Origin of the sequence: Streptomyces actuosus (assembly GCF_016921115.1) — a bacterium.
GTDB classification, from domain to species: domain Bacteria; phylum Actinomycetota; class Actinomycetes; order Streptomycetales; family Streptomycetaceae; genus Streptomyces; species Streptomyces actuosus_A.
In genome coordinates this window covers 349,003-372,418 of record NZ_JAFFZS010000002.1, presented here as the reverse complement: position 1 = coordinate 372,418, position 23,416 = coordinate 349,003, and the positions used below count along the sequence as shown (strand labels likewise).

The 23,416-nt window shown below is 73.2% G+C and carries 19 protein-coding genes and 2 pseudogenes; 7 read left to right on the top strand and 14 right to left on the bottom strand.

Annotation, left to right across the window (positions count from 1 at the left end):
• Positions 1-10: 10 nt before the first annotated feature.
• The 3 genes from JS756_RS04575 to pdhA (JS756_RS04565) are packed head-to-tail and all read right to left on the bottom strand — an operon-like array spanning position 11 to position 3,610.
• The gene (locus JS756_RS04575) at positions 11-1,438 is read right to left on the bottom strand and encodes a dihydrolipoamide acetyltransferase family protein (RefSeq protein WP_205381599.1); all 1,428 of its coding nucleotides are present in this window, start codon (positions 1,436-1,438) and stop codon (positions 11-13) included.
• A 10-nt stretch (positions 1,439-1,448) separates the two neighbouring features.
• A complete protein-coding gene (locus tag JS756_RS04570) occupies positions 1,449-2,429 on the bottom strand; it encodes an alpha-ketoacid dehydrogenase subunit beta (protein ID WP_205381598.1) in 981 nt (326 codons plus the stop codon).
• Positions 2,430-2,431: 2 nt separating this feature from the next.
• Positions 2,432-3,610, bottom strand: a complete 1,179-nt coding sequence (gene pdhA / locus JS756_RS04565) for a pyruvate dehydrogenase (acetyl-transferring) E1 component subunit alpha (RefSeq protein ID WP_205381597.1) — start codon at positions 3,608-3,610, stop codon at positions 2,432-2,434.
• A gap of 324 nt (positions 3,611-3,934) precedes the next feature.
• Between pdhA (JS756_RS04565) and JS756_RS38515 the strand changes: the two are divergent.
• The 3 genes and pseudogenes from JS756_RS38515 to JS756_RS04555 all read left to right on the top strand — a co-directional run.
• Positions 3,935-4,143, top strand: a pseudogene (locus JS756_RS38515) (DNA-binding response regulator); the annotation flags it as partial.
• Positions 4,144-4,246: 103 nt separating this feature from the next.
• A complete protein-coding gene (locus JS756_RS04560) occupies positions 4,247-4,684 on the top strand; it encodes a pyridoxamine 5'-phosphate oxidase family protein (protein ID WP_205381596.1) in 438 nt (145 codons plus the stop codon).
• 65 nt (positions 4,685-4,749) lie between these two features.
• Positions 4,750-5,793, top strand: coding sequence for a phosphotransferase (locus JS756_RS04555; RefSeq protein ID WP_205381595.1), 1,044 nt, complete (start codon positions 4,750-4,752; stop codon positions 5,791-5,793).
• Positions 5,794-5,848: 55 nt separating this feature from the next.
• On the opposite strand, the gene JS756_RS04550 is transcribed toward JS756_RS04555, so the two are convergent.
• Entirely contained in the window at positions 5,849-7,462 is a 1,614-nt protein-coding gene (locus JS756_RS04550) for a protein kinase domain-containing protein (RefSeq protein WP_205381713.1), read from the bottom strand.
• A gap of 488 nt (positions 7,463-7,950) precedes the next feature.
• Here JS756_RS04550 and JS756_RS04545 point away from each other — a divergent pair, with 488 nt between their 5' ends.
• Positions 7,951-9,645, top strand: a complete 1,695-nt coding sequence (locus JS756_RS04545) for a Stk1 family PASTA domain-containing Ser/Thr kinase (RefSeq protein ID WP_205381594.1) — start codon at positions 7,951-7,953, stop codon at positions 9,643-9,645.
• Positions 9,646-9,751: 106 nt separating this feature from the next.
• Here JS756_RS04545 and JS756_RS04540 read toward each other — a convergent pair whose 3' ends face one another.
• On the bottom strand, positions 9,752-10,297 hold the full coding sequence (locus JS756_RS04540) for a bacterial proteasome activator family protein (RefSeq protein WP_205381593.1): 546 nt from the start codon (positions 10,295-10,297) through the stop codon (positions 9,752-9,754).
• Between the two features lie 171 nt (positions 10,298-10,468).
• Between JS756_RS04540 and JS756_RS04535 the strand changes: the two genes are divergently transcribed.
• Entirely contained in the window at positions 10,469-11,260 is a 792-nt protein-coding gene (locus JS756_RS04535; RefSeq protein WP_205381592.1) for a hypothetical protein, read from the top strand.
• A 109-nt stretch (positions 11,261-11,369) separates the two neighbouring features.
• Here JS756_RS04535 and JS756_RS04530 read toward each other — a convergent pair whose 3' ends face one another.
• Both JS756_RS04530 and JS756_RS04525 read right to left on the bottom strand, forming a co-directional pair.
• Entirely contained in the window at positions 11,370-12,356 is a 987-nt protein-coding gene (locus tag JS756_RS04530; RefSeq protein ID WP_205381591.1) for an NAD(P)H-quinone oxidoreductase, read from the bottom strand.
• 147 nt (positions 12,357-12,503) lie between these two features.
• A pseudogene (locus JS756_RS04525) lies at positions 12,504-13,196 on the bottom strand (potassium channel family protein); the annotation flags it as partial.
• A gap of 81 nt (positions 13,197-13,277) precedes the next feature.
• On the opposite strand from JS756_RS04525, the gene JS756_RS04520 reads away from it, so the two are divergent.
• Positions 13,278-14,393: a potassium channel family protein gene (locus tag JS756_RS04520; RefSeq protein WP_205381589.1), complete on the top strand. Its 1,116-nt coding sequence runs from the start codon at positions 13,278-13,280 to the stop codon at positions 14,391-14,393.
• 122 nt (positions 14,394-14,515) lie between these two features.
• Here JS756_RS04520 and JS756_RS04515 read toward each other — a convergent pair whose 3' ends face one another.
• From JS756_RS04515 to pdhA (JS756_RS04495), 5 genes are read right to left on the bottom strand one after another with little or no spacing between them, the layout of a single operon-like run.
• Positions 14,516-15,904 carry a molybdopterin molybdotransferase MoeA gene (locus JS756_RS04515; protein ID WP_205381588.1) on the bottom strand — a complete coding sequence of 463 codons (1,389 nt, stop codon included), beginning with the start codon at positions 15,902-15,904 and terminating at the stop codon, positions 14,516-14,518.
• Entirely contained in the window at positions 15,901-16,884 is a 984-nt protein-coding gene (locus JS756_RS04510) for an NTP transferase domain-containing protein (protein ID WP_205381587.1), read from the bottom strand. Before JS756_RS04510 ends, JS756_RS04515 begins: the two co-directional genes overlap by 4 nt.
• A gap of 51 nt (positions 16,885-16,935) precedes the next feature.
• Positions 16,936-18,366: a dihydrolipoamide acetyltransferase family protein gene (locus JS756_RS04505; protein WP_205381586.1), complete on the bottom strand. Its 1,431-nt coding sequence runs from the start codon at positions 18,364-18,366 to the stop codon at positions 16,936-16,938.
• Complete coding sequence (locus tag JS756_RS04500; protein WP_205381585.1) at positions 18,366-19,370, bottom strand: alpha-ketoacid dehydrogenase subunit beta; 1,005 nt, start codon at positions 19,368-19,370, stop codon at positions 18,366-18,368. The genes JS756_RS04505 and JS756_RS04500 overlap by 1 nt, the downstream gene beginning before the upstream one ends.
• Entirely contained in the window at positions 19,367-20,503 is a 1,137-nt protein-coding gene (gene pdhA / locus JS756_RS04495) for a pyruvate dehydrogenase (acetyl-transferring) E1 component subunit alpha (RefSeq protein WP_205381584.1), read from the bottom strand. Before pdhA (JS756_RS04495) ends, JS756_RS04500 begins: the two co-directional genes overlap by 4 nt.
• Positions 20,504-20,691: 188 nt before the next feature.
• Here pdhA (JS756_RS04495) and JS756_RS04490 point away from each other — a divergent pair, with 188 nt between their 5' ends.
• The gene (locus tag JS756_RS04490; protein WP_205381712.1) at positions 20,692-21,177 is read left to right on the top strand and encodes an Lrp/AsnC family transcriptional regulator; all 486 of its coding nucleotides are present in this window, start codon (positions 20,692-20,694) and stop codon (positions 21,175-21,177) included.
• Between the two features lie 102 nt (positions 21,178-21,279).
• On the opposite strand, the gene JS756_RS04485 is transcribed toward JS756_RS04490, so the two are convergent.
• Together JS756_RS04485 and JS756_RS04480 are read right to left on the bottom strand one after the other, a co-directional pair.
• The gene (locus JS756_RS04485) at positions 21,280-21,870 is read right to left on the bottom strand and encodes a TetR/AcrR family transcriptional regulator (protein WP_205381583.1); all 591 of its coding nucleotides are present in this window, start codon (positions 21,868-21,870) and stop codon (positions 21,280-21,282) included.
• Positions 21,867-23,384, bottom strand: a complete 1,518-nt coding sequence (locus JS756_RS04480; RefSeq protein WP_205381582.1) for a 3-hydroxyacyl-CoA dehydrogenase — start codon at positions 23,382-23,384, stop codon at positions 21,867-21,869. Before JS756_RS04480 ends, JS756_RS04485 begins: the two co-directional genes overlap by 4 nt.
• Between the last annotated feature and the right edge of the window lie 32 nt (positions 23,385-23,416).

Sequence of the window (23,416 nt, the reverse complement as noted above, 5' to 3'; positions counted from 1 at the left end):
CCTCGGCCGGTTACGACCAGGTCATCAGCCGCTTGGGCTGCTCCAGGATCGCCGCCGTGTCCGCCAGTACCCTCGAGCCGAGTTCGCCGTCGACCAGGCGGTGGTCGAAGGAGAGCGCGAGCGTGGTGACCTGACGGGGCTTGATCCTGCCCTTGTGGACCCACGGCTGGAGCTTGATCGCGCCGACCGCCAGGATCGCCGACTCGCCCGGGTTGATGATCGGCGTGCCGGTGTCGACGCCGAAGACGCCGACGTTGGTGATGGTGACGGTGCCGCCCTGCATGGCGGCGGGGGACGTCTTGCCCTCCTTCGCCGTCGACACCAGGTCCGCCAGGGAGTCCGCCAGCTCGGGCAGGGTCTTGGCGTGGGCGTCCTTGATGTTCGGGACGATCAGTCCGCGGGGGGTGGCCGCGGCGATGCCCAGGTTGACGTAGTGCTTGACCACGATCTCCTGCGCCGCCTCGTCCCAGGACGCGTTGATGTCCGGGTGGCGGCGGACGGCCAGCAGCAGGGCCTTGGCGATCAGCAGGAGCGGGTTCACCCGCCGGCCCGCGAACTCCTTGTCCTGCTTCAGCTCCTCGACCAGCTTCATGGTGCGCGTGACGTCCACCGTCACGAACTCCGTGACGTGCGGAGCCGTGAAGGCGGAGCCGACCATGGCCTGCGCCGTCACCTTGCGGACGCCCTTGACCGGGATGCGGGTCTCCCGGGCCCCGTCGTACGACACGGGCGCCGCGGGCGCGGGGGCGGCCTGCGGTGCCGCCGCGGCGGACGGCTCCGCCACCGGCGCCGGCGCCTGCTGCGGGGCCGCCGCGGCGTGGACGTCCTCGCGGGTGACGATGCCGTCCGGGCCGGTCGGGGTGACCGTCGCCAGGTCCACACCCAGGTCCTTGGCCAGCTTGCGGACCGGCGGCTTGGCCAGCGGGCGGGACTTCTCCGCCGCCGGAGCCACGGAGGCCGCCGGAGCCGGGGCCTGGGGGGCCGGGACGTGGCCGTTCAGCTCCGCCTGGAGGGCCGTGGCGGCGGGCTGCGCCGCCTTGCGCGGGCGGCGCTTGGTGGAGGACGCGGCCACGCCGTAGCCGACGAGGACCGGCTGGCGGGCCTGCGGCTGGGACTCCTCCGGCTGGGGCTGCTCCGGCTGGGCGGGGGCGGCGGGCTCCTGCGCCACAGGGGCGCCGCCCGCCACGTCGACGGCGATGATCGCCGTGCCCACGTCCACCGTGGTGCCCTCGTCGAAGTGCAGCGCGCGGACCACGCCGTCGTAGGGGATGGGCAGCTCGACCGCGGCCTTGGCCGTCTCGACCTCGCACACCACCTGGCCGTCGGTGACCGTGTCACCGGGCTGGACGTACCACTTGAGGATCTCCGCCTCGGTGAGCCCCTCGCCCACGTCCGGCATCTTGAACTCGCGTACGGACGCTTCCGTCATCGTCGTCACGACCCTCTCCTCAGTACGCCAGGGCGCGGTCGACGGCATCGAGCACCCGGTCCAGGCTCGGCAGGTACTCCTCCTCCAGACGCGCCGGCGGGTAGGGGGCGTGGTAGCCGCCGACCCGGAGCACCGGGGCCTCCAGGTGGTAGAAGCAGCGCTCCGTGATGCGCGCCGCGATCTCCGCACCCGAGCCGAAGAACACCGGGGCCTCGTGCACCACGACCAGGCGACGGGTCTTCTCCACCGACGCCCGGACGGCGTCGAAGTCCAGGGGACTGACCGAGCGCAGGTCCAGGACCTCCAGGTTCTTGCCCTCCTCGGCCGCCGCGGCGGCGGCCTCCTGGCAGAGCTTGACCATCGGGCCGTACGCGGCGAGCGTCAGGTCCGTGCCCTCGCGCACGACCCGGGCCTTGTGCAGCGGCCCGGGGATCGCCTCCGTGTTGACCTCGCCCTTGTCCCAGTAGCGCCGCTTCGGCTCGAAGAAGATCACCGGGTCGTCGCTCTGGATCGCCTGCTGCATCATCCAGTAGGCGTCCGACGCGTTCGACGGCGAGACGATCTTCAGACCGGCCACGTGCGCGAAGAGGGCCTCGGGGGACTCCGAGTGGTGCTCGACCGCGCCGATCCCGCCGCCGTAGGGAATCCGGACCACGACCGGGAGCTTCACCTTGCCCAGGGACCGGGCATGCATCTTCGCCAGCTGCGTGACGATCTGGTCGTACGCCGGGAACACGAAACCGTCGAACTGGATCTCGACGACGGGACGGTAGCCGCGCAGGGCCAGACCGATCGCGGTGCCCACGATGCCCGACTCGGCGAGCGGGGTGTCGATCACCCGGTCCTCGCCGAAGTCCTTCTGCAGGCCGTCGGTGACACGGAAGACACCACCGAGCTTGCCGACGTCCTCACCCATGACGACGACCTTGGGGTCGGCCTCCAGAGCGCGGCGCATCGACTCGTTGATCGCCTTGGCCAGAGCCATCTTCTCCGCTGCCATGATCAGACCCCCTCAGCATCCGCGAACGACGCCTGGTAGGCGGCGAACTGCGCGCGCTCCTCGTCGACGAGCGCATGCCCGTCCGCGTACACGTTCTCGAAGATGGCGAACCGGTCCGGGTCCCGCATGGCACGCACCGCCTCGCGCACTCGTTTGCCCAACGCCTCGCTCTCGGTCTCCAGTTCCGCGAAGAATCCCTCGTCCGCGTGGTTCGAGGCCTCCAGGAACCGGCGCAGGCGCAGGATCGGGTCCTTGGCCTCCCAGGCCTGCCGCTCGTCGTCGTGGCGGTAGCGGGTGGGGTCGTCGGAGGTGGTGTGGGCGCCCATGCGGTACGTCCACGCCTCGATCAGCGCCGGGCCCTCGCCGCGCCGGGCGCGCTCCAGGGCCCAGCGGGTCACCGCGAGGGACGCCAGCACGTCGTTGCCGTCCACCCGGACGCCGGGGAAGCCGAAGCCCTGGGCGCGCTGGTAGAGGGGGACGCGGGTCTGCTTCTCGTTGGACTCCGAGATCGCCCACTGGTTGTTCTGGCAGAAGAACACGACGGGTGCGTTGTAGACCGCGGCGAAGTTGAACGCCTCGCTCACGTCGCCCTGGCTGGAGGCGCCGTCGCCGAAGTACGCGATCACTGCGCTGTCCGCGCCGTCCTTGGTGATGCCCATCGCGTAGCCGGTGGCGTGCAGCGCCTGGGAGCCGATGACGATCGTGTAGAGGTGGAAGTTGTTGCTGTTGGGGTCCCAGCCGCCGTTGTTCACGCCGCGGAACATGCCGAGCAGGTTGGTCGGGTCGACCCCCCGGCACCAGGCGACACCGTGCTCACGGTAGGTCGGGAAGACGTAGTCGTCCTCGCGGGTGGCCCGGCCGGAGCCGATCTGGGCGGCCTCCTGGCCGAGCAGCGACGCCCACAGGCCCAGCTCGCCCTGGCGCTGCAGGGAGGTGGCCTCGGCGTCGAAGCGGCGGGTGAGCACCATGTCGCGGTACAGACCGCGGAGCTCTTCGGGGGTGATGCCGGCGACGTACTTGTCGTACTCGGCGTTCTTGACGCGCTTTCCTTCGGGCGTCAGCAGTTGTACGAGCTCCGGCTCGTTGCTCGGCGGCTTCTTCGCAGTCGTGCGCTTGCCGGCCGTGCTCTTGGTACCGGCGCTGCGTCGCGGCTGGCGCGCGGCAGTGCTCTCCACGGTCACGTGTGCTCCTCCGTCGGTCCGGCTACCCGGGTTCGCCGGGTGCCAGTGCGGCTCACCTGCTGCCCGGGACGCACGGGGTGGGTGCTGCCCGGTCGGGAACAGGCGTGGCAGGTGCCCCGGCGAGCACCCTGCAACAGGCACGTTACCCAGTGGTCCACATTTCTGTGAAACCCCTCCTGACCTGCGATTTTGCTTGGATTTCCAAGTAAATCGCGTTCAGTGGGAACACTTCCTGGTCACAGCCTTGCAGGGGGCCGGAACAACGGCACGTTATCCCGGTGAACCGCGACACGGGAAGAGTCCGCCGAAAGGGAGATCCGAAACGGAGATCAACGCCGGCCGAACGCGAGATCGACCCAGGAGCGACGGATTCTCGACCCGATCGGGGAGGGACTCCCGATCGGCAGATCGGCGAGCGGCTCCACCGCGCCGAAAGGACGATCAAGAATGACGTGTCGGGTCCGCGGCCGAAGCCGGGCATGCGGCGGCGGGCCCGGGCCGCCGCCCGTGCGGCCCGCGTCCGGGCCGAGAAGGACTGCCCCATCCCACCGCGCCGCGCCCGGCGGGACCTTCGGCCCTTCCTCCCGGGGCCGCCGACTCTGGTGCCGGCCCCCCGCGCCCACGCACCGTGGAGTCATGCCGAACGGTGAACAGCGCGCCTTGGACCTGCTCGCCCGGGTCACCCACGGCAGGGTCGCCACCAGCATGCGTGCCCTGCCGGTCCTCGCCTGCGCCCGGCACATCGTGGCCGACGGCCACGTGCTGTTGCGCATGCACCGCGGCCACGGCTACCAGCACGCGTGCGCGGGCCACGTCGTCGCCTACGGCGCCGACAATCTCGGTACCGGAGAACCTGGCCGGCCGGGAACGCCCGGGGAACAGTGGTCGGTGCAGATCGTCGGGGCGTGCGCGGCCACGGAGCCCACCGCGGCCCAGCTCGCCCGCTTCGGCCCGGCGCCGCGGACCATGGACGGGGAGCCGTTCGACCCGGTCTACCTGCGCGTCACCCCGGAGATCGTGACGGTCCACACCGCGGACGACAGCCTGAGACGGCACTTCGAGCACGTCCTGTGACCGGTTACGACTGCCTGTGACAAACCCCAGTTCACGGCACCGGCCCGTGCCCTAGCATCGGGCGCGTGCCGCGACCGTGTGTACCACCCCCTGCGCCTCACGCGCCCCCATTACGCGCCCTTCTCAGCCAGTACGCCGCCGGTTCCGCCCTCGCCTGCGAACCGGTCGACCAAGGGCTGCTGAACCGCGGCTACCGCCTGTGCACGACCCGCGGCCGCTACTTCCTCAAGCACCACTTCGACCCCGACACCGCCGATCCGGACGCGATCGAGCGCCGGCACCGCGCCACCTGGCGCCTGGCCGAGCTGGGCGTGCCCGTCGCCCCGCCGCTGGCGGGCCGGGACGGCCGGACGGTCGCCGTCGTCGGCGGTCACGCCTACGCCCTGCACCCGTGGATCGACGGCCGTCACCGCGACGGCGGCCAGCTCACCCGCGGCGAGAGCGCGCGGCTGGGGGCCCTCCTGGGCGCCGTGCACGCCTGCCTGGAGCGCGTGATGCCGCCGAAGGGACGCACCCGCCCCGCCACGAGCCCCCACCCCGTGGAGAGCGCCGATCCCGCCGACACCTTCGCCGTCATCGACGACCTCCTCGCCCGCGTGCGCCGCCACCACCCCTCCGACGCGTTCGACGACCTCGCCCGGCACCGGCTGCTGGAGCGCCGCGCCCTGCTGGAACTGCACGCGGGCCGGCGTCCACCGCGCGGCGGACCCGTGGGCTGGGTGCACGGCGACTTCCACCCGTTCAACCTGCTGTACCGCGACGACGCACCCGCGGCGATCGTCGACTGGGACCGGCTGGGCGTGCAGCCCCGCGCCGAGGAGGCCGTACGCGCCGCGGCGATCTTCTTCGTCCGGCCGTGCGGGACCCTCGACCTGCCCAAGGTACGGTCCTACGCGCGCGCGTACCGGCGCGCCGCCGGGGCGACGCCCTCGGAACTCGCCGCCGCCGTGCACCGCGTGTGGTGGGAGCGCCTGAACGACTTCTGGATGCTGCGCTGGCACTACGAGCGCGGCGACACCCGCGCGGACTGCCAGTTCCCCGCCGCCTCGGCGCTCGCCGTGTGGTGGACTCGGGAGTACGACGCCGTGTGCGACGCGTTCGCGGAATGACGCGGGGCCCCGGGAGCCCTGTCGGGTCCTGAGGGCCCCGGGCTCCCGGCCGCGGTCAGGGACCGAGGACACCGCCGTCGGCACCGGCGCCGACCGTCGTTCCGCCGTCGCCGGTACCACCGTCGCCGGTACCGCCGTTGTTGCCGCCGCCGTCCGCCGTGCCCGTCGGCTGCGACGGCGTCCCGCTCGGCTCACCGGACGGCACGTCGGTCGCCGAGGGCTCGCCCGTCGGCTCACCCGTCGGCTGCTCGCTGGGCGTCTGCGACGGCGTCCACGACGGCGTCGGGGAGGGCGTGTAGTACGAGCCGGACCCGCCACCGGTGTTGTCGTTCGTCGCGTTGTCGGTGGCCTGGTCGGTCGCCTCGTCGCTCGGCGTCCGGCTCGCACCGTCGTCGGTGCTGGACCGGGTGGCCGAGGGCGGCGACGTGGTCGGCGAACCACTGCCCGGCGTACCGGAGTTCTTCAGCGCCAGCGCCACGCCCGCGGCGATCGCGATCACCGCGAGGAAGGCGAGGATCCACAACTTGCCCCGGCCGCTGCCCCTGTTGCCGTGCCCCTCGAAGCCGCCGTCGTCGCCGCTGCCGTAACCGGCGGGCAGGATCGGCTGCGGGATCTGGGTGGTGCCGTAGCCGTCACCGGGGTGCGGCAACACCTGGGTACCGGCGAAACCCCCCACGGGGGTGTGCCGTCCGTCGTGCATCCCGACGGGACCGGTGTTCCAGGTGCCGGTGTGGCCACCCGCCTCGTAGAGCATCTGCAGCGCGTACTGGACCAGCCCGCGCATCTCCTCCGCCGTCTGGAAGCGGTCGTCCGGCTCCTTGGCGAGGGAGCGCATGACGAGGCCGTCCAGCTCCGGCGGAGCGCCGTCGGACGCCTCCGACGGCGGCGTCGGGATGTCCTGGACGTGCTGGTAGACCACCGAAAGCGGGGTCTCGCCGGTGAAGGGGGGCCGCAGCGCGAGCAGTTCGTACAGCAGACAGCCCGTCGCGTACAGGTCTGAACGGTGGTCGACGGCCTTGCCCAGCGCCTGCTCGGGGGAGAGGTACTGGGGGGTGCCCATGACCATGCCGGTCTGCGTCATCGTCGTCGACGCGCCGTGCAGGGCGCGCGCGATGCCGAAGTCCATCACCTTCACGGCGCCGTTGTCGGTGATGATGACGTTCGCCGGTTTGATGTCGCGGTGCACGATGCCGTGCTGGTGCGAGTAGGCCAGCGCCTCCAGCACACCGGACACGATGATCAGCGCCTGCTCGGGCCCGGGCGCCTCGGCGTTCATCAGCAGGTCGCGGATGGTGCGGCCCTCGACCAGCTCCATGACGATGTACGGCACGCTCTGGCCGCCCACGACGTCCTCGCCGGAGTCGTACACGGCGACGATCGCATGGTGGTTGAGGCCGGCCACGGACTGGGCCTCGCGGGTGAAGCGGGCCTTGGAGACCGGGTCCTCGGCGAGGTCCGCCCGCAGCAGCTTCACCGCCACGGTACGTCCGAGGCGCACGTCCTCGGCGGCGAACACCTCGGCCATGCCGCCCCGGCCGAGTCTCCGGCTCAGCCGGTACCGGCCGTCCCCGACAAGTCCGCCGTTGCCCCACTGCTCAGGCCCGTCCGACATCCCGCCGCCAGTCGCCTCGGGGTCGGACGGGCCCTGAGCGCGCTGCTGTGCCATCAGTCCTCGCCGTCGTTTCTGCCCGCGGTGCGCGCGGTGTTGTCACGGTCTCCGTCGGCCACGCTACAGCCTCCGCGCAAGGCTCCGGTCCGTGTGGGCCGCCGGGACCGGCCGTGGGCGGACCGGCCATGAAACCGCGAGCCCGCACCGGGGTGCAAATCCCGTGTACGGGCCGTAGGGCCGCTGTAACACTTCCGCGACGCTTCTTTCGCGTACGGTCACGGAACGGGCACCGAGCTTGACGTGTCGGTGGCCTGGGGCAGACTTGGCCGGGAATGACACTTTCGATCACCGCCAGCCGGTGCTGTGACCGGAAAGGTCCGCCGGGAACCTCGCGGCATCCGGCGCGGTGCATCGACGATGCGCAGCACGACCCGCGTACCGGACGTACTCGAGTCGCACGGCGGCGCGGTGCCGTGCCGGGCACCGCGAGCGGGTGGGCCTCTCCGGCCGCGGCACCGGCGCGTGACGGCCGATGGGGGACGCAGAACATGAGCCAGGACGGCGCACGGGGCCGGTACGCGGGGCGGGCACTGGCCGGCGGCCGTTACCAGCTGCGCGACTTGCTCGGCGAAGGCGGCATGGCGTCGGTCCATCTCGCCTACGACTCGGTGCTCGACCGGCAGGTGGCCATCAAGACCCTGCACACCGAACTCGGCCGTGAACAGGCCTTCCGCGAGCGCTTCCGCCGCGAGGCGCAGGCCGTGGCCAAGCTCACGCACACCAACATCGTCTCCGTCTTCGACACCGGCGAGGACGACCTCGACGGCTCGACCATGCCGTACATCGTCATGGAGTACGTCGAGGGCCGGCCGCTGGGCTCGGTGCTCCAGGAGGACGTCCAGCACCACGGCGCGGTGCCCGCCGACAAGGCCCTGAAGGTCACCGCGGACGTGCTGGCGGCGCTGGAGATCAGCCACGAGATGGGGCTGGTCCACCGTGACATCAAGCCCGGCAACGTGATGGTGACCAAGCGCGGCGTCGTCAAGGTGATGGACTTCGGCATCGCGCGCGCCATGCAGTCCGGCGTCACGTCGATGACGCAGACCGGCATGGTCGTCGGCACCCCGCAGTACCTGTCGCCCGAGCAGGCGCTCGGGCGCGCCGTGGACGCCCGCTCCGACCTCTACTCGGTCGGCATCATGCTGTTCCAACTGGTCACGGGCCGCCTGCCGTTCGACGCGGACTCACCGCTCGCCATCGCCTACGCGCATGTGCAGGAGGAACCGCCGCTCGCCTCCTCGATCAACCGCTCCCTGCCTCCGGCCGTGGACGCGCTCATCGCCCGCGCGCTGAAGAAGAACCCGAACGAGCGGTTCCCGACGGCCGAGTCCATGCGCGACGAATGCCTGCGTGTGGCGGCCTCCTTCCAGGCGACCCCGCCGAGCATCGTCCCCGGCACGCCGACCCAGAGCGGCGGGGGCGTCGGCTCCGCGGTGTTCCCGCCGGTCGGCAACACCGCCCAGGCCCCGCAGCAGAACGTCCGGACGCCGTACCAGCCGGCTCCCCCGGCGCCCGTCCAGAACCCGTACGGCACCCCGCCCCCGGCGCCGACCCCTCCCACCCCGGCTCCCACCTACGGCTACCCGCAGCAGGGCGGGTACCAGACGCCGGCGCCGGCCCCGGCGCCGTACGCGGCGCAGCACGGCGGCGTGGCCACCCCGCCGCCCTACCACCAGGCCCCCCACACCGCAGGCTCCCCCGGGCCGCGCGGCGGCCGGAGCGGGGCCCGGCGGGTGGTCATCGGTTCGATCGTGGTCTCGGTCGTCGCCGTCGTCGGCCTGCTCGCCGCGATGGCGATCAGCGGCGGCAACGGGGGCGGAGGCGGAGGCGGTGGCGACACCACCGGCGACCAGGAGGTGTCCGCCTCGGCCTCCACCGGCCGGCAGGACGGCTACCGCGGGCCGGACACGACCCGGACGATCGACGAGACCGAGTGCACCGAGCCGCGCGAGGGGTACAACGACCCCGACAAGATCGAGGTGCCGAGCTTCACGTTCCGGTACATCGACTCGGTCAAGGCGTGCGCGGAAGCCGCGGGCTGGACCCTGAAGATCACCCACATCGACGAGAACACCTACGGCGAGGGCTCGGTGATCACCCAGTACCCGACCGCCGACACCGAGGTCGACCCGAAGAACGTCGAGATCCAGATCGGTGTGTCGACCGGGAACCCGCCTTCCTGACCGTCCTCACCGTCCCTCGCTGCGCAGGGCACGATCGCCCGACGTGAAGGAAGGGGCCCGGCGCCGTCGCGCCGGGCCCCTTCGCGTCCCAGGGACCATCGGATCCTTACAGGTACGGACCGCCCGAGCGGCCGCCCGGGTGCGGGTCCTCCTGGCCCTCGTGGCCCACGCCGGGCGGCAGGGCGCGCCGCATCTGCTCCAGCTGGGCCCGCGCGGCCATCTGCTGGGCGAACAGCGTGGTCTGGATCCCGTGGAAGAGGCCCTCCAGCCAGCCGACCAACTGGGCCTGCGCGATGCGCAGCTCCGCGTCGGAAGGGGTCACGCCGTCCGTGAAGGGCAGGGAGAGTCGCTCCAGCTCCTCGACCAGCTGCGGAGCCAGGCCGTCCTCCAGCTCCTTCACCGAGCTGGCGTGGATCTCCTTGAGCCGGACCCGACTCGCCTCGTCGAGGGGAGCCGCGCGGACCTCCTCCAGCAGCTGCTTGATCATGCTGCCGATCCGCATGACCTTCGCCGGCTGCTCGACCTGCTCCGTCACCGGGGTCTCGTGGGAGTCCTCGTCCCCTTCGATGCCGCCGAGTGCCATGCCGTCCTGGCCCACGACCAGGATCTTCTGGGCGTTCTCCGGCGACCTTTCGTTCCTCGGCATCTCCATGCCGCCATTCTCTCGCACCCCTGTACCTCACCACCGAGGTGCCCCCGCCGAGGACTGATCCACCGTTGTGCCACCTCCCCGGTTCCCCGCAGCGCCCTCGTGCCGGCAGGGGGTCGACCTGTCGGCGGAACCCGGAATGCCCGGAACGTCGCATGGTGTGAGCCTGGTGAGGTGATTCCTACTCCATGGCTGAGGGGGACGGCACTGCCGGCGGCGGTGCTGGGAGCAGCACTGCTCGTACAGACGGGGGCGATATCGACGGCCTACGGGGCCGTACCGACGGCCACGGCCGCCCCGCCGCACCGGGCGGGAGCCCCGCACCCCGCCGTCCCACCCGACAGGGCCGGGGCCCCGCACCGGGCCGTCCCGTCCCACCGGGCGGACGCTCCCCAGGGGACCGACCCGTCCCACCCGACGGAAACAACCCACCGTGCCGACCTCCCCGACGCGGCGCAAGCACCCCGCCCCGCCGACCCGCCCGACCCGGCACAAGCACCGCAGGGGACGGCCTCGTCCCAGCGCGGCGAGGCCGCGATCCGGCCGCCCGAGGCGTCCGACGGCGCCGATGCCTCCCACGTCCCGCGCCCGGGGCCCTCTGCCGAGCCTTCGCGGGCCGGGTCACGGGCCGGCGAGGGCCGGGAGCACCCCGGGCGGCAGGAGGAGCCGGTGACACCGGTGAAGAAGGCGCCGGCACAGCCGCAGGACCCGGCGGACGGGGCTCGGCAGAACAGCGACGGGGAGGCCGGCGGGACGGACGTCCTGGACGAGCAGCCGCAGAGCGCCGACCTCGCCTCCACGGCGCCCTCGGCCTCCACCGCGTCGCGCCCCCTGCCGCAGGCCGGCGCGGCCGCCGAGGCGTCCACCGAGCCCGTTCTGCGGATCCTGCCGCTGGGCAGCGGCCTGGTGCTGATCGGGCTCGGGCTCGGCTGCGCGTTCGCGGGACTGCGACTCAGGCGCGGCTAGTGCCGGGCGTGTTCCGAAAGCAGCGTCGTCCGCCGAAGGGCGGGCGGGACGTCAGCAGCCCGCCCTTCGGCGGCCGGGGCGGGCTGCGGCCCGGCGGCGGGGCGCCCGCTCAGGCACCCGGCGCGACCAGCAGGACCTTGCCCACGTGCTTGCTGTCCTCGACGACACGGTGGGCGGCCGCGGCGTCCGCCACCGGCAGTTCGCGGTCGACGACCGGACGGACGTGGCCGGCGGCCAGCAGCGGCCAGACGTGCTCGCGGACGGCGGCGACGATGGCCGCCTTCTCGTCGAGCGGGCGGGCCCGCAGCGAGGTGGCGCTGATCGCGGCGCGCTTGGTCAGCAGGGTGCCGATGTTCAGCTCCCCCTTCACGCCGCCCTGCATGCCGATGATCGCCAGGCGGCCGTTGACGGCGAGCGTCTGGACGTTGCGCTCCAGGTACTTGGCGCCCATGTTGTCGAGGATGACGTCCGCGCCCGTACCGTCGGTGGCCTTCATGACCTCGGCGACGAAGTCCTGCTCCCGGTAGTTGATCAGGATGTCGGCGCCCAGCTCGGCGCAGTGCCCCAGCTTCTCCTGCGTACCCGCGGTGACCGCGACCCTGGCGCCGACGGCCTTGGCGAGCTGGATCGCCATCGTGCCGATGCCGCTGGAGCCACCGTGGACGAGCAATGTCTCCCCGGGACGCAAGTGGGCGATCATGAACACGTTGGACCAGACCGTGCAGGCCACCTCGGGCAGCGCGGCGGCCTGTACCAGGCCGACGCCCTTGGGCACCGGCAGCAGCTGCCCGGCCGGGACGACGACCTTCTCGGCGTAACCGCCGCCGGAGAGCAGCGCACACACCTCGTCGCCGACGCTCCAGCCGGAGACGCCGGTGCCGAGCGCGGCGATGCGGCCGGAGCACTCCAGGCCCGGGTAGGGCGAAGCGCCCGCAGGGGGGTTGTAGAAGCCCTGCCGCTGGAGGATGTCCGCGCGGTTGACGGCGCTGGCAGCCACCTCGACCAGCACCTCTCCTTCGCCGGGCACCGGGTCGGGGACCTCGTCCCACACCAGCGCCTCGGGTCCACCAGGTTCGGGAATCGTGATCGCATGCATGCGTCGGACGGTACTCCTGCCGTCCGCCTCCGCGTCCCGTGGCGCCCCCGGTCGGCGATGTGCTCCAGGCGGCAGCCGCGTTCCCCTCGTCGGAGGCCGCGCCCCCCCTCGTCGGCAGCCGCGCCCGCCTCGGTGAGCGGACGTCCGTCAGGCCGGGGTGATGCCGGGGCGGGGCGAGCCGGGTCCCGGCTCGGGCTCCGGCACGCGCACGATCGTGATCACCCGGTCCGTCAACTCCAGGACCCCGGTGGCCGGATCGTCGTAGCCGAGCACCCGGTGCCCGCGTACGACGCTCACCACCAGGTCGGCCGTGTCCCGCGGACGGCGGCCCACCTCGGCCTTGGTGACGGGGCGTTCCACCAGGTCGAGGCCGTGGCCCGACTGGATGAGGTCCTCCATGACCAGGCCGGCCGACGGGCTGAGGACGGACAGGCCGAGCAGGCGGCCGGCAGCGCCGGAGCTGGTGACGACGTCGTCGGCGCCGGACTGCTTCAGCAGCGGCGCGTTCTCCTCCTCACGCACCGCGGCCACGATCGTCGCCGTGGGATTGAGCTGGCGTGCCGTCAGCGTCACCAGCACGGCCGTGTCGTCGCGCTGGGGCGCGATGATGATGCGTCCCGCCCGGTGCACCTCCGCCCGCCGCAGGATGTCGCTGCGCGTTCCGTCGCCGACCACACCCGTGTACCCCTCGGCAGTCGCGGCGTCGATCGTCCTGGAGCTGGGGTCGATCACGACGACCCGATCCTTGCGCAGCCCTGCCGCGCAGACGGCACGGGTCGCGGACCGGCCCTTGGTGCCGAATCCGACGACGACGGTGTGGTCGCGCACAGGGGGCCTCCAGACGTGTTGTGTGCCGGCGGGTGCGGCTTCATCGGCAACCATGGTGCCGTTCGAACGGATCACAGGGCAGGGGGCACGGCGATGAAGGACGAGGGGCATCCGACACACCACACGGGGAGGGTCTCCCTACTGCGGTCCGTCTGGTACCGCTCACGCAGCGAGGCACGGGACGACGCCGAGGCGGGCCGTGCCATCGCCATGCCGACGCAGACCACCACACCGCCGCTGCTCCAGGTGCTGCGGCGGCTGGCTCTGGCGCTGCTCGTGCTGGCCGCCACGACGCTGATCGTCTGGGTCGACCGCTCCGGCTACCGGGACGGCGCGGACGGCTCGGTGGACCTGCTCGACGCGGCCTACTACGCCACCGTCACGCTCTCCACCACCGGATACGGCGACATCACCCCGGTCAGCGACGCCGCCCGGCTCACCAACATCCTCGTCATCACACCGCTGCGCGTACTGTTCCTGATCATCCTGGTCGGCACCACCCTGGAGGTGCTCACCGAGCGCACCCGCCGTCAGGTCCGCATCCACCGCTGGCGGTCCCGTATCCGCGACCACGTCGTGGTGATCGGCTACGGCACCAAGGGGCGCCACGCCATCCAGACCCTGATCGGACAGGGCATCGCCAGGGAGCGGATCGTCGTCGTGGACACCCAGCGCAAGGCGGCGACGGCAGCCGCCGACGAGGGGCTGGTCTCGGTGACCGGCGACGCCACCCGCTCCGACACCCTGGTGAAGGCCGAGCTCCCGCGGGCGGCCCGGGTCATCGTCGCCGCCCAGCGCGACGACACCGCGACCCTGGTGACGCTCACCGCCCGTCAGCTCAACCGTCGCGCCACGATCGTCGCCGCCGTCCGGGAGGACGAGAACGCACCGCTGCTGAAGCAGTCCGGCGCCGACACGGTCATCACCACCTCCAGCTCGGCCGGCCGCCTCCTCGGCCTGTCCATGGCGAGCCCGTCGGTGGCGCGGACCCTGGAGAACCTGATGACCCTCGGATCCGGCCTCGACCTTGCCGAACGGCCGGTGGCCGCGGAGGAGGTCGGGCGGGCACCGCGCACCCTCGCCGACCTCGTGGTGGCGGTCGTGCGCGACCGGCAGCTGCTGGATTACACCGATTCCCGGCTGGCAGAGCTTAGGGCCGGCGACCGGATCATCACCGTGAGCCGGGCGGTGGCGCCTGAGGAGGAGTGATGTTTCACGTGGAACACTCCGGATGGTGAGGTTTCCGCCGGATAGGCGCGGGAGCGCGGTGTTTCACGTGAAACAGACCCGAACGGCGGCGTTTCCCCTGAGGAGAGCCGCACTGCGACGTTTCACGCGAAACAGGCGCTGATGCCTCCGGCCACCCAGGGCAGGCCGAGCAGCTCCGTCTCCTGGCCGGGTCGTGCGCCGCCCGGCGGGACGACCGCGAGGGCGTCGGCCGCCGCGATGCCGCGCAGCATGGCCGGGCCGTTGTAGTGCAGCGGGACGGCACGGTCGCCACGCAGGACGACGGGGACCAGCCGGGTGTCGTACGGGTGCCCGTGCACCCCGTCCTTGAGGGGCAGCGCGAAGGTCGGGGCGCTGGGGCGGTCCGCGAGGGAGCGCAGCAAGGGCTCGGCGAGTGTGAGCAGGCCGGAGACGGCGGCCAGGGGGTTGCCGGGGAGACCGACGAGGTGCTGGTCGTCCGCGATCTGTGCCAGCAGCATCGGGTGCCCGGGACGCACCTTCACACCGTCGACGAGAAGGTCGGCACCGATGCGCCGCAAGGTCGGGTGGACATGGTCGACCGGACCGGCGGCCGTACCACCGGTGGTGACGACCAGGTCGGCATCGGAGCCCGCGACCGCCCGGTGCAGGGCGTCGGCGTCGTCGCCGACCCGGTGGACGGCGCCGACCTCGACACCCAGGGCGCGCAGCCACGGCGGCAGCAGGGGGCCGAGCGCGTCCCGGATGAGACCGTCGTGCGGCAGCCCCTCGGTGAGCAGCTCGTCCCCGAGAACCAGGACGTCGACCCGCGGGCGCGGTACGGCCGTGAGCGTGTCGTACCCGGCGGCGGCGGCCAGACCGAGCACGGCCGGGGTCACCAGGGTCCCCAGGGGCAGCAGATGTTCGCCGCTGCGGCACTCCTGGCCGCGGGGGCGGATGTCCTGGCCGTGCGTGACGTCGCGGGTGGCGTGCAGGTGGCCCGCGTCGTCGGTGCGTCCGTGCTCGCTGCGCAGGACGGCGGTGGTGTCGGCGGGGATGCGGGCGCCGGTGGCGATCCGGACGGCCTCGCCGTCGGCCAGGGCCTCGGGCGCCGCGTGCCCGGCGAGCACTCCGGTGCCGCGGACGTCCCAGGGGCCGGGACCGGCGACGGCCCAGCCGTCCATCGCGGACGTGTCGAAGGACGGCAGGTCGGTGAGGGCGGCGAGCGGCGCTGCGAGGACCAGGCCCAAGGCGGCGTCGAGCGGCACGGAGACGGGGTTGCGCCGCACGGCGTCGGCGCGCGGCCGTCCGGCGCGTGCGGCGATCGAGCGCGCCTCGGACCAGGAGGTGGCCCGATGGCGGTGCCCGGGGTCCCGGGGTCCGTGGGCGTCGCCGTGCTCCGGGCCGGGCGCGGTGCCGTGGCCGGCGGGGGTGCGGCGGCTGCCGGACGCGCGGCTGTCCTTCACGAGGGCGAGCACCTCCTCGACGTCGAAGTCGTCGGCGTCGTGACCGCTGCGGACGTCCGGGGCGGTCATCCGGCGTCCGGGCGGTTGTCGGGTGCGGTACCGGGCGCGCCCTCGGCCCCGGCCGTGCCGGACTCCTCGGTGCCGGACTCCTCGGCCCAGCGTCGCGCCAGGGCGGCTGCCCTGCGGGCGGTCTCGGCGACGGCCTCGGGGCCACCCTGGGCCTGCGCGGCGGCGTAGCCGACGAGGAAGGTGGTCAGCGGGGCCGCGGGGCGGGCCACGCCGTGAGCGGCGTCCCGGGCGAGGTCGAGCAGGAGCTTGGTGTCGACGGCGAGGTCGATGCCCAGCTCGTCCTTGACTGCGGAGATCCATTCATCCAACACGTGCCCATGCTCCCTGATGCGTGCCCTGGCGGTGGCGATGTCGTCCCAGGTGTCGCAGTCGAAGGAGGCGACGGGGTCCGGGACACGGGTGAGGTCGAGCGCGGCGGTCAGTCTGCGCAGCGGCAGACCGGTCAGGCCGGTGTGCGCGTCGGTGAGCGCGGCGAGCCCGCGGCGCAGGGCAGCGGACCGGTAGGCGGCGACGAGGGGCTGGTCCCGTCCGCCGCCGTCGGTGAGCAGCGCGCCGTCGGCGCCGGTGGTCCGCAGGGCGGACACCAGCCGCCGGACCGTCGGCGCGGCGAGGAAGGGCAGGTCGGCGGAGAGGACGACGACATGATCGGCCCTGATGTGCCGCAGTCCGGTGTCGAGTGCGGCCAGCGGGCCGCCGCCGGGCGGCTCCTCGCGGGCCCAGCGCACCGGCCGGACGGTGGGGCGGGGGTCGGCGACGACGACCGTCGTGCCGGCACCGGCGCAGGCCGTGAGCACGCGGTCCAGCAGCGCCCGCCCGCCCACGCGCACGCCGGGCTTGTCGGCACCCCCGAGCCGCCGGGCGGCGCCCCCGGCGAGGACGACGGCGTCGAAGGAGCCGCGGGCCTCACCGACGCCGGCGACCGGTCCCGGCGCGGGGTCGGGACCGGTGCCACGGAGGCCGGTCGGTTGGTCGACGGTCACCCCCCGAGTATGCGGGCCCGGGCTCTCGGGGAAAACGCGGGGGGCGGGCCGTCACAGTGTGCGCAGGAGCACCGCCGGCTGTTCGACGCAGTCGGCGACGTACCGCAGGAAGCCGCCCGCGGTACCGCCGTCGCACACCCGGTGGTCGAAGGTGAGCGACAGCTCGACGACCTGCCGGACCGCGAGCTCGCCCTCGTGCACCCACGGCTTGGGGATGATGCGGCCGACGCCGAGCATGGCGGCCTCGGGGTGGTTGATGATCGGCGTGGAGCCGTCGACACCGAACACTCCGTAGTTGTTCAGCGTGAAGGTCCCGCCGGTCAGGTCGGCCGGTGTGAGCGCCCCGGCCCGGCCCGCCTCGGTCAGCCGCGCGAACTCCGCGGTCAGCGACTCGGCGTCACGCGCCTGGGCGTCCCGCACGACGGGGACGACAAGACCCCGATCGGTCTGTGCGGCGAAGCCGAGGTGCACGTGGTCGAGCTGCACGACCTCCCGGGCGTCGGTGTCGACGTAGGAGTTGAGCTCGGGGAACCGGGCGAGTCCGGCGGTGCAGATGCGGGCCAGCAGAGCCAGGAGGGAGATCTTCGACCGTCCGCCCGCGTTCATCGCGGCCCGCGCGCGCAGCAGTTCCGTCGCGTCGGCGTCCACCCAGCAGGTGGCGTCCGGGATCTCGCGGCGGCTGCGGGACAGCTTGTCGGCGACGGCACCGCGGACACCCTTGAGGGGCACGCGGAGGCCGCCCTCGGGCGCGGAGGAGGGGCGTGCCGGCGTCACCCGCGTCTGCGGCTGCGGGGCCGTCGGCGCGGCGGGCTCGGCCTGGGCGGCCTGCACGGCCTGCTGGACGTCCGCCCGCAGGATCAGGCCGTCGGGACCGGAGCCGTGCAGCCGGCGCAGGTCCAGGCCGTTCTCGCGGGCGAGCCGCCGCACGAGGGGCGAGATCACGGGGACGGGGCCCTCACCGGGAGCGGCGACGGGCACGGTGGCCGTCGGCGTCGGGGAGGACGTGGGGGCCGCGGGCGCACCCCTCCGCGCGCCGTCGGCCGCAGGGGACGGGGGCGTCGCCGGGGTGGTGGCCGACCGGACGCGGCGTCGCCGCGCCGGGGGTGCGCCGGTGCCGTAGCCCACGAGGACGTTGCCCGAGGTCTCGGCCGCACCGGAACCGCCCGCCGCGGACGAACCGGAGCCGGCGTCCGCCGCGCTGCCGGCACCCGGCTCGCCGGGGCCGTCCGAGGACGGGGCGCCCACGGCGACCGTCAGCAGCGGCGCGCCGACGGGCAGCTCCTGGCCCTCCTCGCCGAAGCGGGCGGTGACCACACCGCCGTAGGGGCAGGGCACCTCGACCATCGCCTTGGCCGTCTCGACCTCGACGACCGGCTGGTCGATGGCGACGACGTCCCCGACCTGGACCAGCCAGCGGACGATCTCCGCCTCGGTGAGCCCCTCCCCGAGGTCGGGGAGCTTGAACTCCAGCACCTGTGCCATCAGCCTTCGGCCTCCCATTGCAGACGCGCCACGGCGTCCAGGATCCGGTCCACACCGGGGAGGTGGTGCCTCTCCAGCATCGGCGGGGGATAGGGGATGTCGAACCCGGCCACGCGCAGCACCGGTGCCTCCAGGTGGTGGAAGCACCGCTCGGTGACCCGCGCCGCGATCTCGCCGCCCGGACCGCCGAACCCGCCCGACTCGTGCACGACGACCGCCCGCCCGGTGCGCCTGACCGACGCGCAGACCGTCTCGTCGTCGAAGGGCACCAGGGAGCGCAGGTCGACCACTTCGAGGTCCCAGCCCTCGGCGCGCGCGGCCTCGGCCGCTTCCAGGCAGACCGGCACCGACGGACCGTAGGTGATCAGGGTGGCGCTCCGCCCGGTGCGCCGGACCGACGCGCGGCCGATCGGCTCGACCGTCGACGGCTCCTCAGGGTTCCAGGAGTCCTTCGACCAGTACAGGCGCTTGGGTTCGAGGAAGACGACCGGGTCGTCGGAGGCGATGGCCTCACGCAGCATGCCGTAGGCGTCGGCGACGGTCGCGGGCGTGACGACATGGAGCCCCGGAGTCGCCATGTAGTACGCCTCGGAGGAGTCGCTGTGGTGCTCGACGCCGCCGATGCCGCCGCCGTAGGGGACGCGGACCGTGATGGGCAGGGGCATCGTGCCGCGGGTGCGGTTGCGCATGCGCGACACATGGCTGATCAGCTGCTCGAACGCCGGGTAGGCGAACGCGTCGAACTGCATCTCGACGACGGGGCGCAGCCCGTACATCGCCATGCCGACGGCGGTGCCGAGGATGCCGGCCTCGGCGAGCGGGGTGTCGGTGCAGCGGTCCTCGCCGAACTCCTTGGCGAGACCGTCGGTGACCCGGAACACACCGCCCAGCGTGCCGACGTCCTCACCGAGTACGTGCACGGCGGGGTCGGCGGCCATCGCGTCGCGCAGCGCGCGCGTGAGGGCCTGCGCCATGGTGGCCGGCTTGACGGCGACGGTGGTCATCCGTGCGCCCCTTCCTGCTCGGCTTCGAGCTCGGCGCGCAGCTGGGCCCGCTGTTCGCGCAGTTGCGGGGTGGGTTCGGCGTAGACGTCGGTGAAGAGGTCCATGGGGTCGAGCACCGGGTCCTGGTTCATGCGCTCGCGCAGGGCGGCGGCGAAGGCCTCGGCGTCCTGGCGGGCGGCCTCGACCGCGTCCTCGTCGATCAGACCGCGCTCGGTCAGTTCCCGCTCCAGCAGCAGGATCGGGTCGTGGTCGCGCCAGGCGTCGACCTCGTCGGCACCGCGGTAGCGGGTGGCGTCGTCGGCGTTGGTGTGGGCGTCGAGGCGGTAGGTGATCGCCTCCACGAGCGTCGGGCCACCGCCCTCACGTGCGCGGCGCACGGCGTCGGTGAGCACCTCGTGCACGGCGGCGGCGTCGTTGCCGTCGACCAGGCGGCCCGGCATGCCGTACCCGACGGCCTTGTGGGCCAGGGAGGGGGCGGCGGTCTGCTTGGCGAGCGGCACAGAGATCGCGAAGCCGTTGTTCTGGACGAGGAAGACGACCGGGGCCTGCCAGACCGCCGCGAAGTTCAGGGCCTCGTGGAAGTCGCCCTCGCTGGTGCCGCCGTCTCCGACCATGGCCAGCGCGACCACGTCGTCGCCCTTGAGGCGGGCGGCGTGGGCGAGACCGACGGCGTGCGGGAGCTGGGTGGCGAGGGGGGTGCTGAGGGGGGCGACGCGGTGCTCGTAGGGGTCGTAGCCGGTGTGCCAGTCACCGCGCAGGAGGGTGAGCGTCTCGACGGGGTCGACGCCCCGGGCCACCGCGGCGAGGGTGTCGCGGTAGCTGGGGAAGAGCCAGTCCCGTTCCTCCAGGGCGAGCGCGGCGGCGACCTCGCAGGCCTCCTGGCCGGTGCTGGAGGGGTAGACGGCGAGACGTCCCTGCTTGGTCAGGGCGGTCGCCTGCGCGTTGTAGCGGCGGCCGCGCACCAGCTGCGTGTACAGGGTGCGCAGCAGCGCGGGGTCGGCCTTGGCCGCCGCCTCGGTGCCGAGGACGCGGTGGGGCTCGGAGTCGGGCAGCAGCGGCGCGGGGTCCGTGCGGGGCTGCCAGGCGGGCGGCGGCGACGGCTTGTACGCGCCGCGCTGCTCCATGACCGTCATGACGGCACCTCCTCATGGGAGTGGCTGAGAGGCGCAGCGTCTGTGATGCGCCTCACCTACCGATTGTTCGGTCGCCGGCACATTTTGGCTACAGGCACCCCCAGGCTGTGGACAAACGGTCCTCCACAACCTGAGATGGATGCAGTACGTCCATGGTAGAGAGGCGGGGGGACGTGGCATCTGAACAAATGGCCGAGGGCCCGGACACCGGTCCCCCTCTGCCTCCGCCGCGTCCGCTGGACTCGATCGACGAGGACATCCTGCGGATGCTGCAGGCCGACGGGCGCGCCTCGATACGGTCGGTGGCGGAGCAGGTCCACGTGTCGCGCGCCAACGCCTACGCGCGGATCAACCGGCTCATCGAGGACGGCGTCATCCGGGGGTTCGGGGCCCGCGTCGACCACGAGCGGGCCGGCCAGGGCACCTCGGCCTACATCACGCTGACGATCGTGCAGAACTCCTGGCGCACGGTCCGCGAGCAGCTCCGCCGCCTGCCCGGCGCCTCCCACATCGCCCTGGTGGGCGGGGACTTCGACGTCCTGCTGCTGGTCCACACCCCCGACAACCGCGCCCTGCGCGAGGTGGTCCTCACCCGCCTCCAGGCCATCCCGGAGGTCCTCAGCACGCGCACCCTGCTGGTCTTCGAGGAGGAGGACCTCGAACCGCAGGGGTGATTCCGATCCCGGCCGTACCGGCCGGGCGTACGCGCGGACCGGCCATCCGCACGGAGCGGGCCCGCGGGCCGGACGGCCCCGGAGACCGCCGTCACCGCGCCGTCACTCCGCCTTCCGCAGCCCCCCGAACACCAGGCGCACCACCGCGTCCCCCACCTCGCGCTCCCCCGCGCCGCGGCCGTCGGGGCGGTACCACTCCACGATCGAGTTGATCATGCCGAAGACCAGGCGGGTCGCGAGGCGGACCTCGACGTCGCCGCGGACGTCACCGTCGTCGGCGGCGGCCCTGAGCAGGTCCGCGACACGGTGATCGAAGTCGCGGCGGCGGTCCAGGGCCCAGCGCTCGGTGGAGGTGTTGCCGCGCACCCGCAGGAGCAGCGTCACGTACGGCAGCTCGGTGATGAGCACCTCGACCATGCGCCGGATCACGTACTGCAACCGGTCCGCGGACCGTCCCTCGCGCGCGTGCTCCTCGTCGAGGATGCCGAACAACCCGTCCAGCGCCCGGCTGACGGCGCGCCGCAGGAGCTCCTCCTTGCCGGCGACGTGGTGGTAGATCGACGACTTGGAGATGCCGGCCGCCCGCGAGAGGTGCTCCATGGAGGTGCCGTCGTAGCCGCGCTCGTTGAAGACCTGAACGGCGACGGAGAGGAGCGTCTCGGGCGTGTACGCGTCGCGCTTGGCGGTGGTCATGAGCCGCTGACCTCCCGCTTGTCGGACGCGTACGCGTGGCGGTACAGCGCGAGCGACGGCGCGTAGCGGCCGGACGGGTCGCGCAGGTGCAGGTCGTCGAGGAGGGCGTACGCCCAGTTGCGGCCCAGCCGGCGGCTCCATTCGAAGGGGCCGAGCGGGTAGTTGACGCCCAGGCGCATCGCCGTGTCGATGTCCTCCTCGGTGGCGACGCCCTTGGCGACCGCGTCGTGCGCGAGGTCGACGATCCGTGCGACCGTGCGCGCGACGATCATGCCGGGGACGTCGCCGATGACGCTGACGTCCTTGCCGAGCGCCTGGAAGAGGCCGGTGGCCTCGGCGAGGGTCTGCGGGGAGGTGTCCTGCGAGGCGGACAGGGCGATGCGGGTGGCCCTGCGGTAGTCGAGCGCGAGGTCGAAGTAGACGACGTCGCGGAACTCCACGGACGTCTGGCCGTCGGCGAGGGCCAGCTGGCCGCCGCCGGGCAGCACCAGGCGGGTGCCGTTGTCCTCGTCCTCCTCGCGGACCCGGATGCCGGCCTCGCGGATCATCGCGAGCAGTTCGGAGGCGGGGCCGAGGTCGCCCTCGGCGACGACGTAGGCGGGGGGCTGCTGCGGCTCGGCGGTGTGCGGCTCGGGGCGGTCGGCGCCGGCGCGGTGGTCGTACCAGCCGTGGCCGCTCTTGCGGCCGAGCCGTCCGGACTCGACCAGGCGCCGCTGGGCGAGCGAGGGGGTGAAGCGCACGTCCTGGAAGAAGGACTGCCACACCGAGTGGGTGACGGACTCGTTGACGTCCTGGCCGATCAGGTCGGTCAGTTCGAAGGCGCCCATGCGGAAGCCGCCGGACTCGCGCAGCACCGCGTCGATGGTGGCGGGGTCGGCGCCCTGGGCCTCGTAGACGGCGAAGGCCTCGGCGTAGAAGGGCCGCGCGATGCGGTTGACGATGAACCCCGGGGTGTCGGCGCACGCGACCGGCGTCTTGCCCCACGCGCGGGCGGTCTCGTACGCGCGTGTGGCGGAGGTGACGTCGGTGGCGAAGCCGGAGACGACCTCGACCAGCGGCAGCAGCGGAGCCGGGTTGAAGAAGTGCAGGCCGACGAGCCGGCCCGGGTTGCGCAGGGCGCCGCCGATGGCGGTGACCGACAGCGAGGAGGTGTTGGTGGCGAGCAGGCAGTCGTCGTGGACGATCTCCTCCAGCGCGCGGAACAGCTCCTGTTTGACGTCGAGCCGCTCCAGGACGGCCTCGACGACGAGCGCGCAGTCGGCCAGGTCGGCGAGGTTCTCGGCGGGCGTCAGGCGGGCGCGCGCCGCGTCGCGGTCGGCGCCGGTGAGCCGGTCCTTGGCGACGAGCCGGTCCAGGCGGACGCCGATCGCGTCGGCCGCTTCCCGGGCCCGCCCCGGGGCGGCGTCGTACAGCCGGACGGGGTGGCCGGCGACCAGAGCGACCTGGGCGATGCCCTGGCCCATGGTGCCGGTGCCGACGACGGCCACGGGGCTGCTGAGGTCGAGTGCTGTCATGAGCGCGATCCTCCCGCACGGGGTTTTCCACA

Bases quoted from the DNA above. Each gene is read 5' to 3' on its own strand.
- JS756_RS04480 (WP_205381582.1), bottom strand. From the start codon at position 23,384: ATGACAGCACTCGACCTCAGCAGCCCCGTGGCCGTCGTCGGCACCGGC.
- JS756_RS04560 (WP_205381596.1), top strand. From the start codon at position 4,247: ATGCCGAACGGTGAACAGCGCGCCTTGGACCTGCTCGCCCGGGTCACC.
- JS756_RS04505 (WP_205381586.1), bottom strand. From the start codon at position 18,366: ATGGCACAGGTGCTGGAGTTCAAGCTCCCCGACCTCGGGGAGGGGCTC.
- JS756_RS04530 (WP_205381591.1), bottom strand. From the start codon at position 12,356: ATGCATGCGATCACGATTCCCGAACCTGGTGGACCCGAGGCGCTGGTG.
- JS756_RS04520 (WP_205381589.1), top strand. From the start codon at position 13,278: ATGAAGGACGAGGGGCATCCGACACACCACACGGGGAGGGTCTCCCTA.
- pdhA (WP_205381584.1), bottom strand. From the start codon at position 20,503: ATGACGGTCATGGAGCAGCGCGGCGCGTACAAGCCGTCGCCGCCGCCC.
- JS756_RS04500 (WP_205381585.1), bottom strand. From the start codon at position 19,370: ATGACCACCGTCGCCGTCAAGCCGGCCACCATGGCGCAGGCCCTCACG.
- JS756_RS04490 (WP_205381712.1), top strand. From the start codon at position 20,692: ATGGCCGAGGGCCCGGACACCGGTCCCCCTCTGCCTCCGCCGCGTCCG.
- JS756_RS04515 (WP_205381588.1), bottom strand. From the start codon at position 15,904: ATGACCGCCCCGGACGTCCGCAGCGGTCACGACGCCGACGACTTCGAC.
- JS756_RS04570 (WP_205381598.1), bottom strand. From the start codon at position 2,429: ATGGCAGCGGAGAAGATGGCTCTGGCCAAGGCGATCAACGAGTCGATG.
- JS756_RS04485 (WP_205381583.1), bottom strand. From the start codon at position 21,870: ATGACCACCGCCAAGCGCGACGCGTACACGCCCGAGACGCTCCTCTCC.
- JS756_RS04545 (WP_205381594.1), top strand. From the start codon at position 7,951: ATGAGCCAGGACGGCGCACGGGGCCGGTACGCGGGGCGGGCACTGGCC.
- JS756_RS04540 (WP_205381593.1), bottom strand. From the start codon at position 10,297: ATGGAGATGCCGAGGAACGAAAGGTCGCCGGAGAACGCCCAGAAGATC.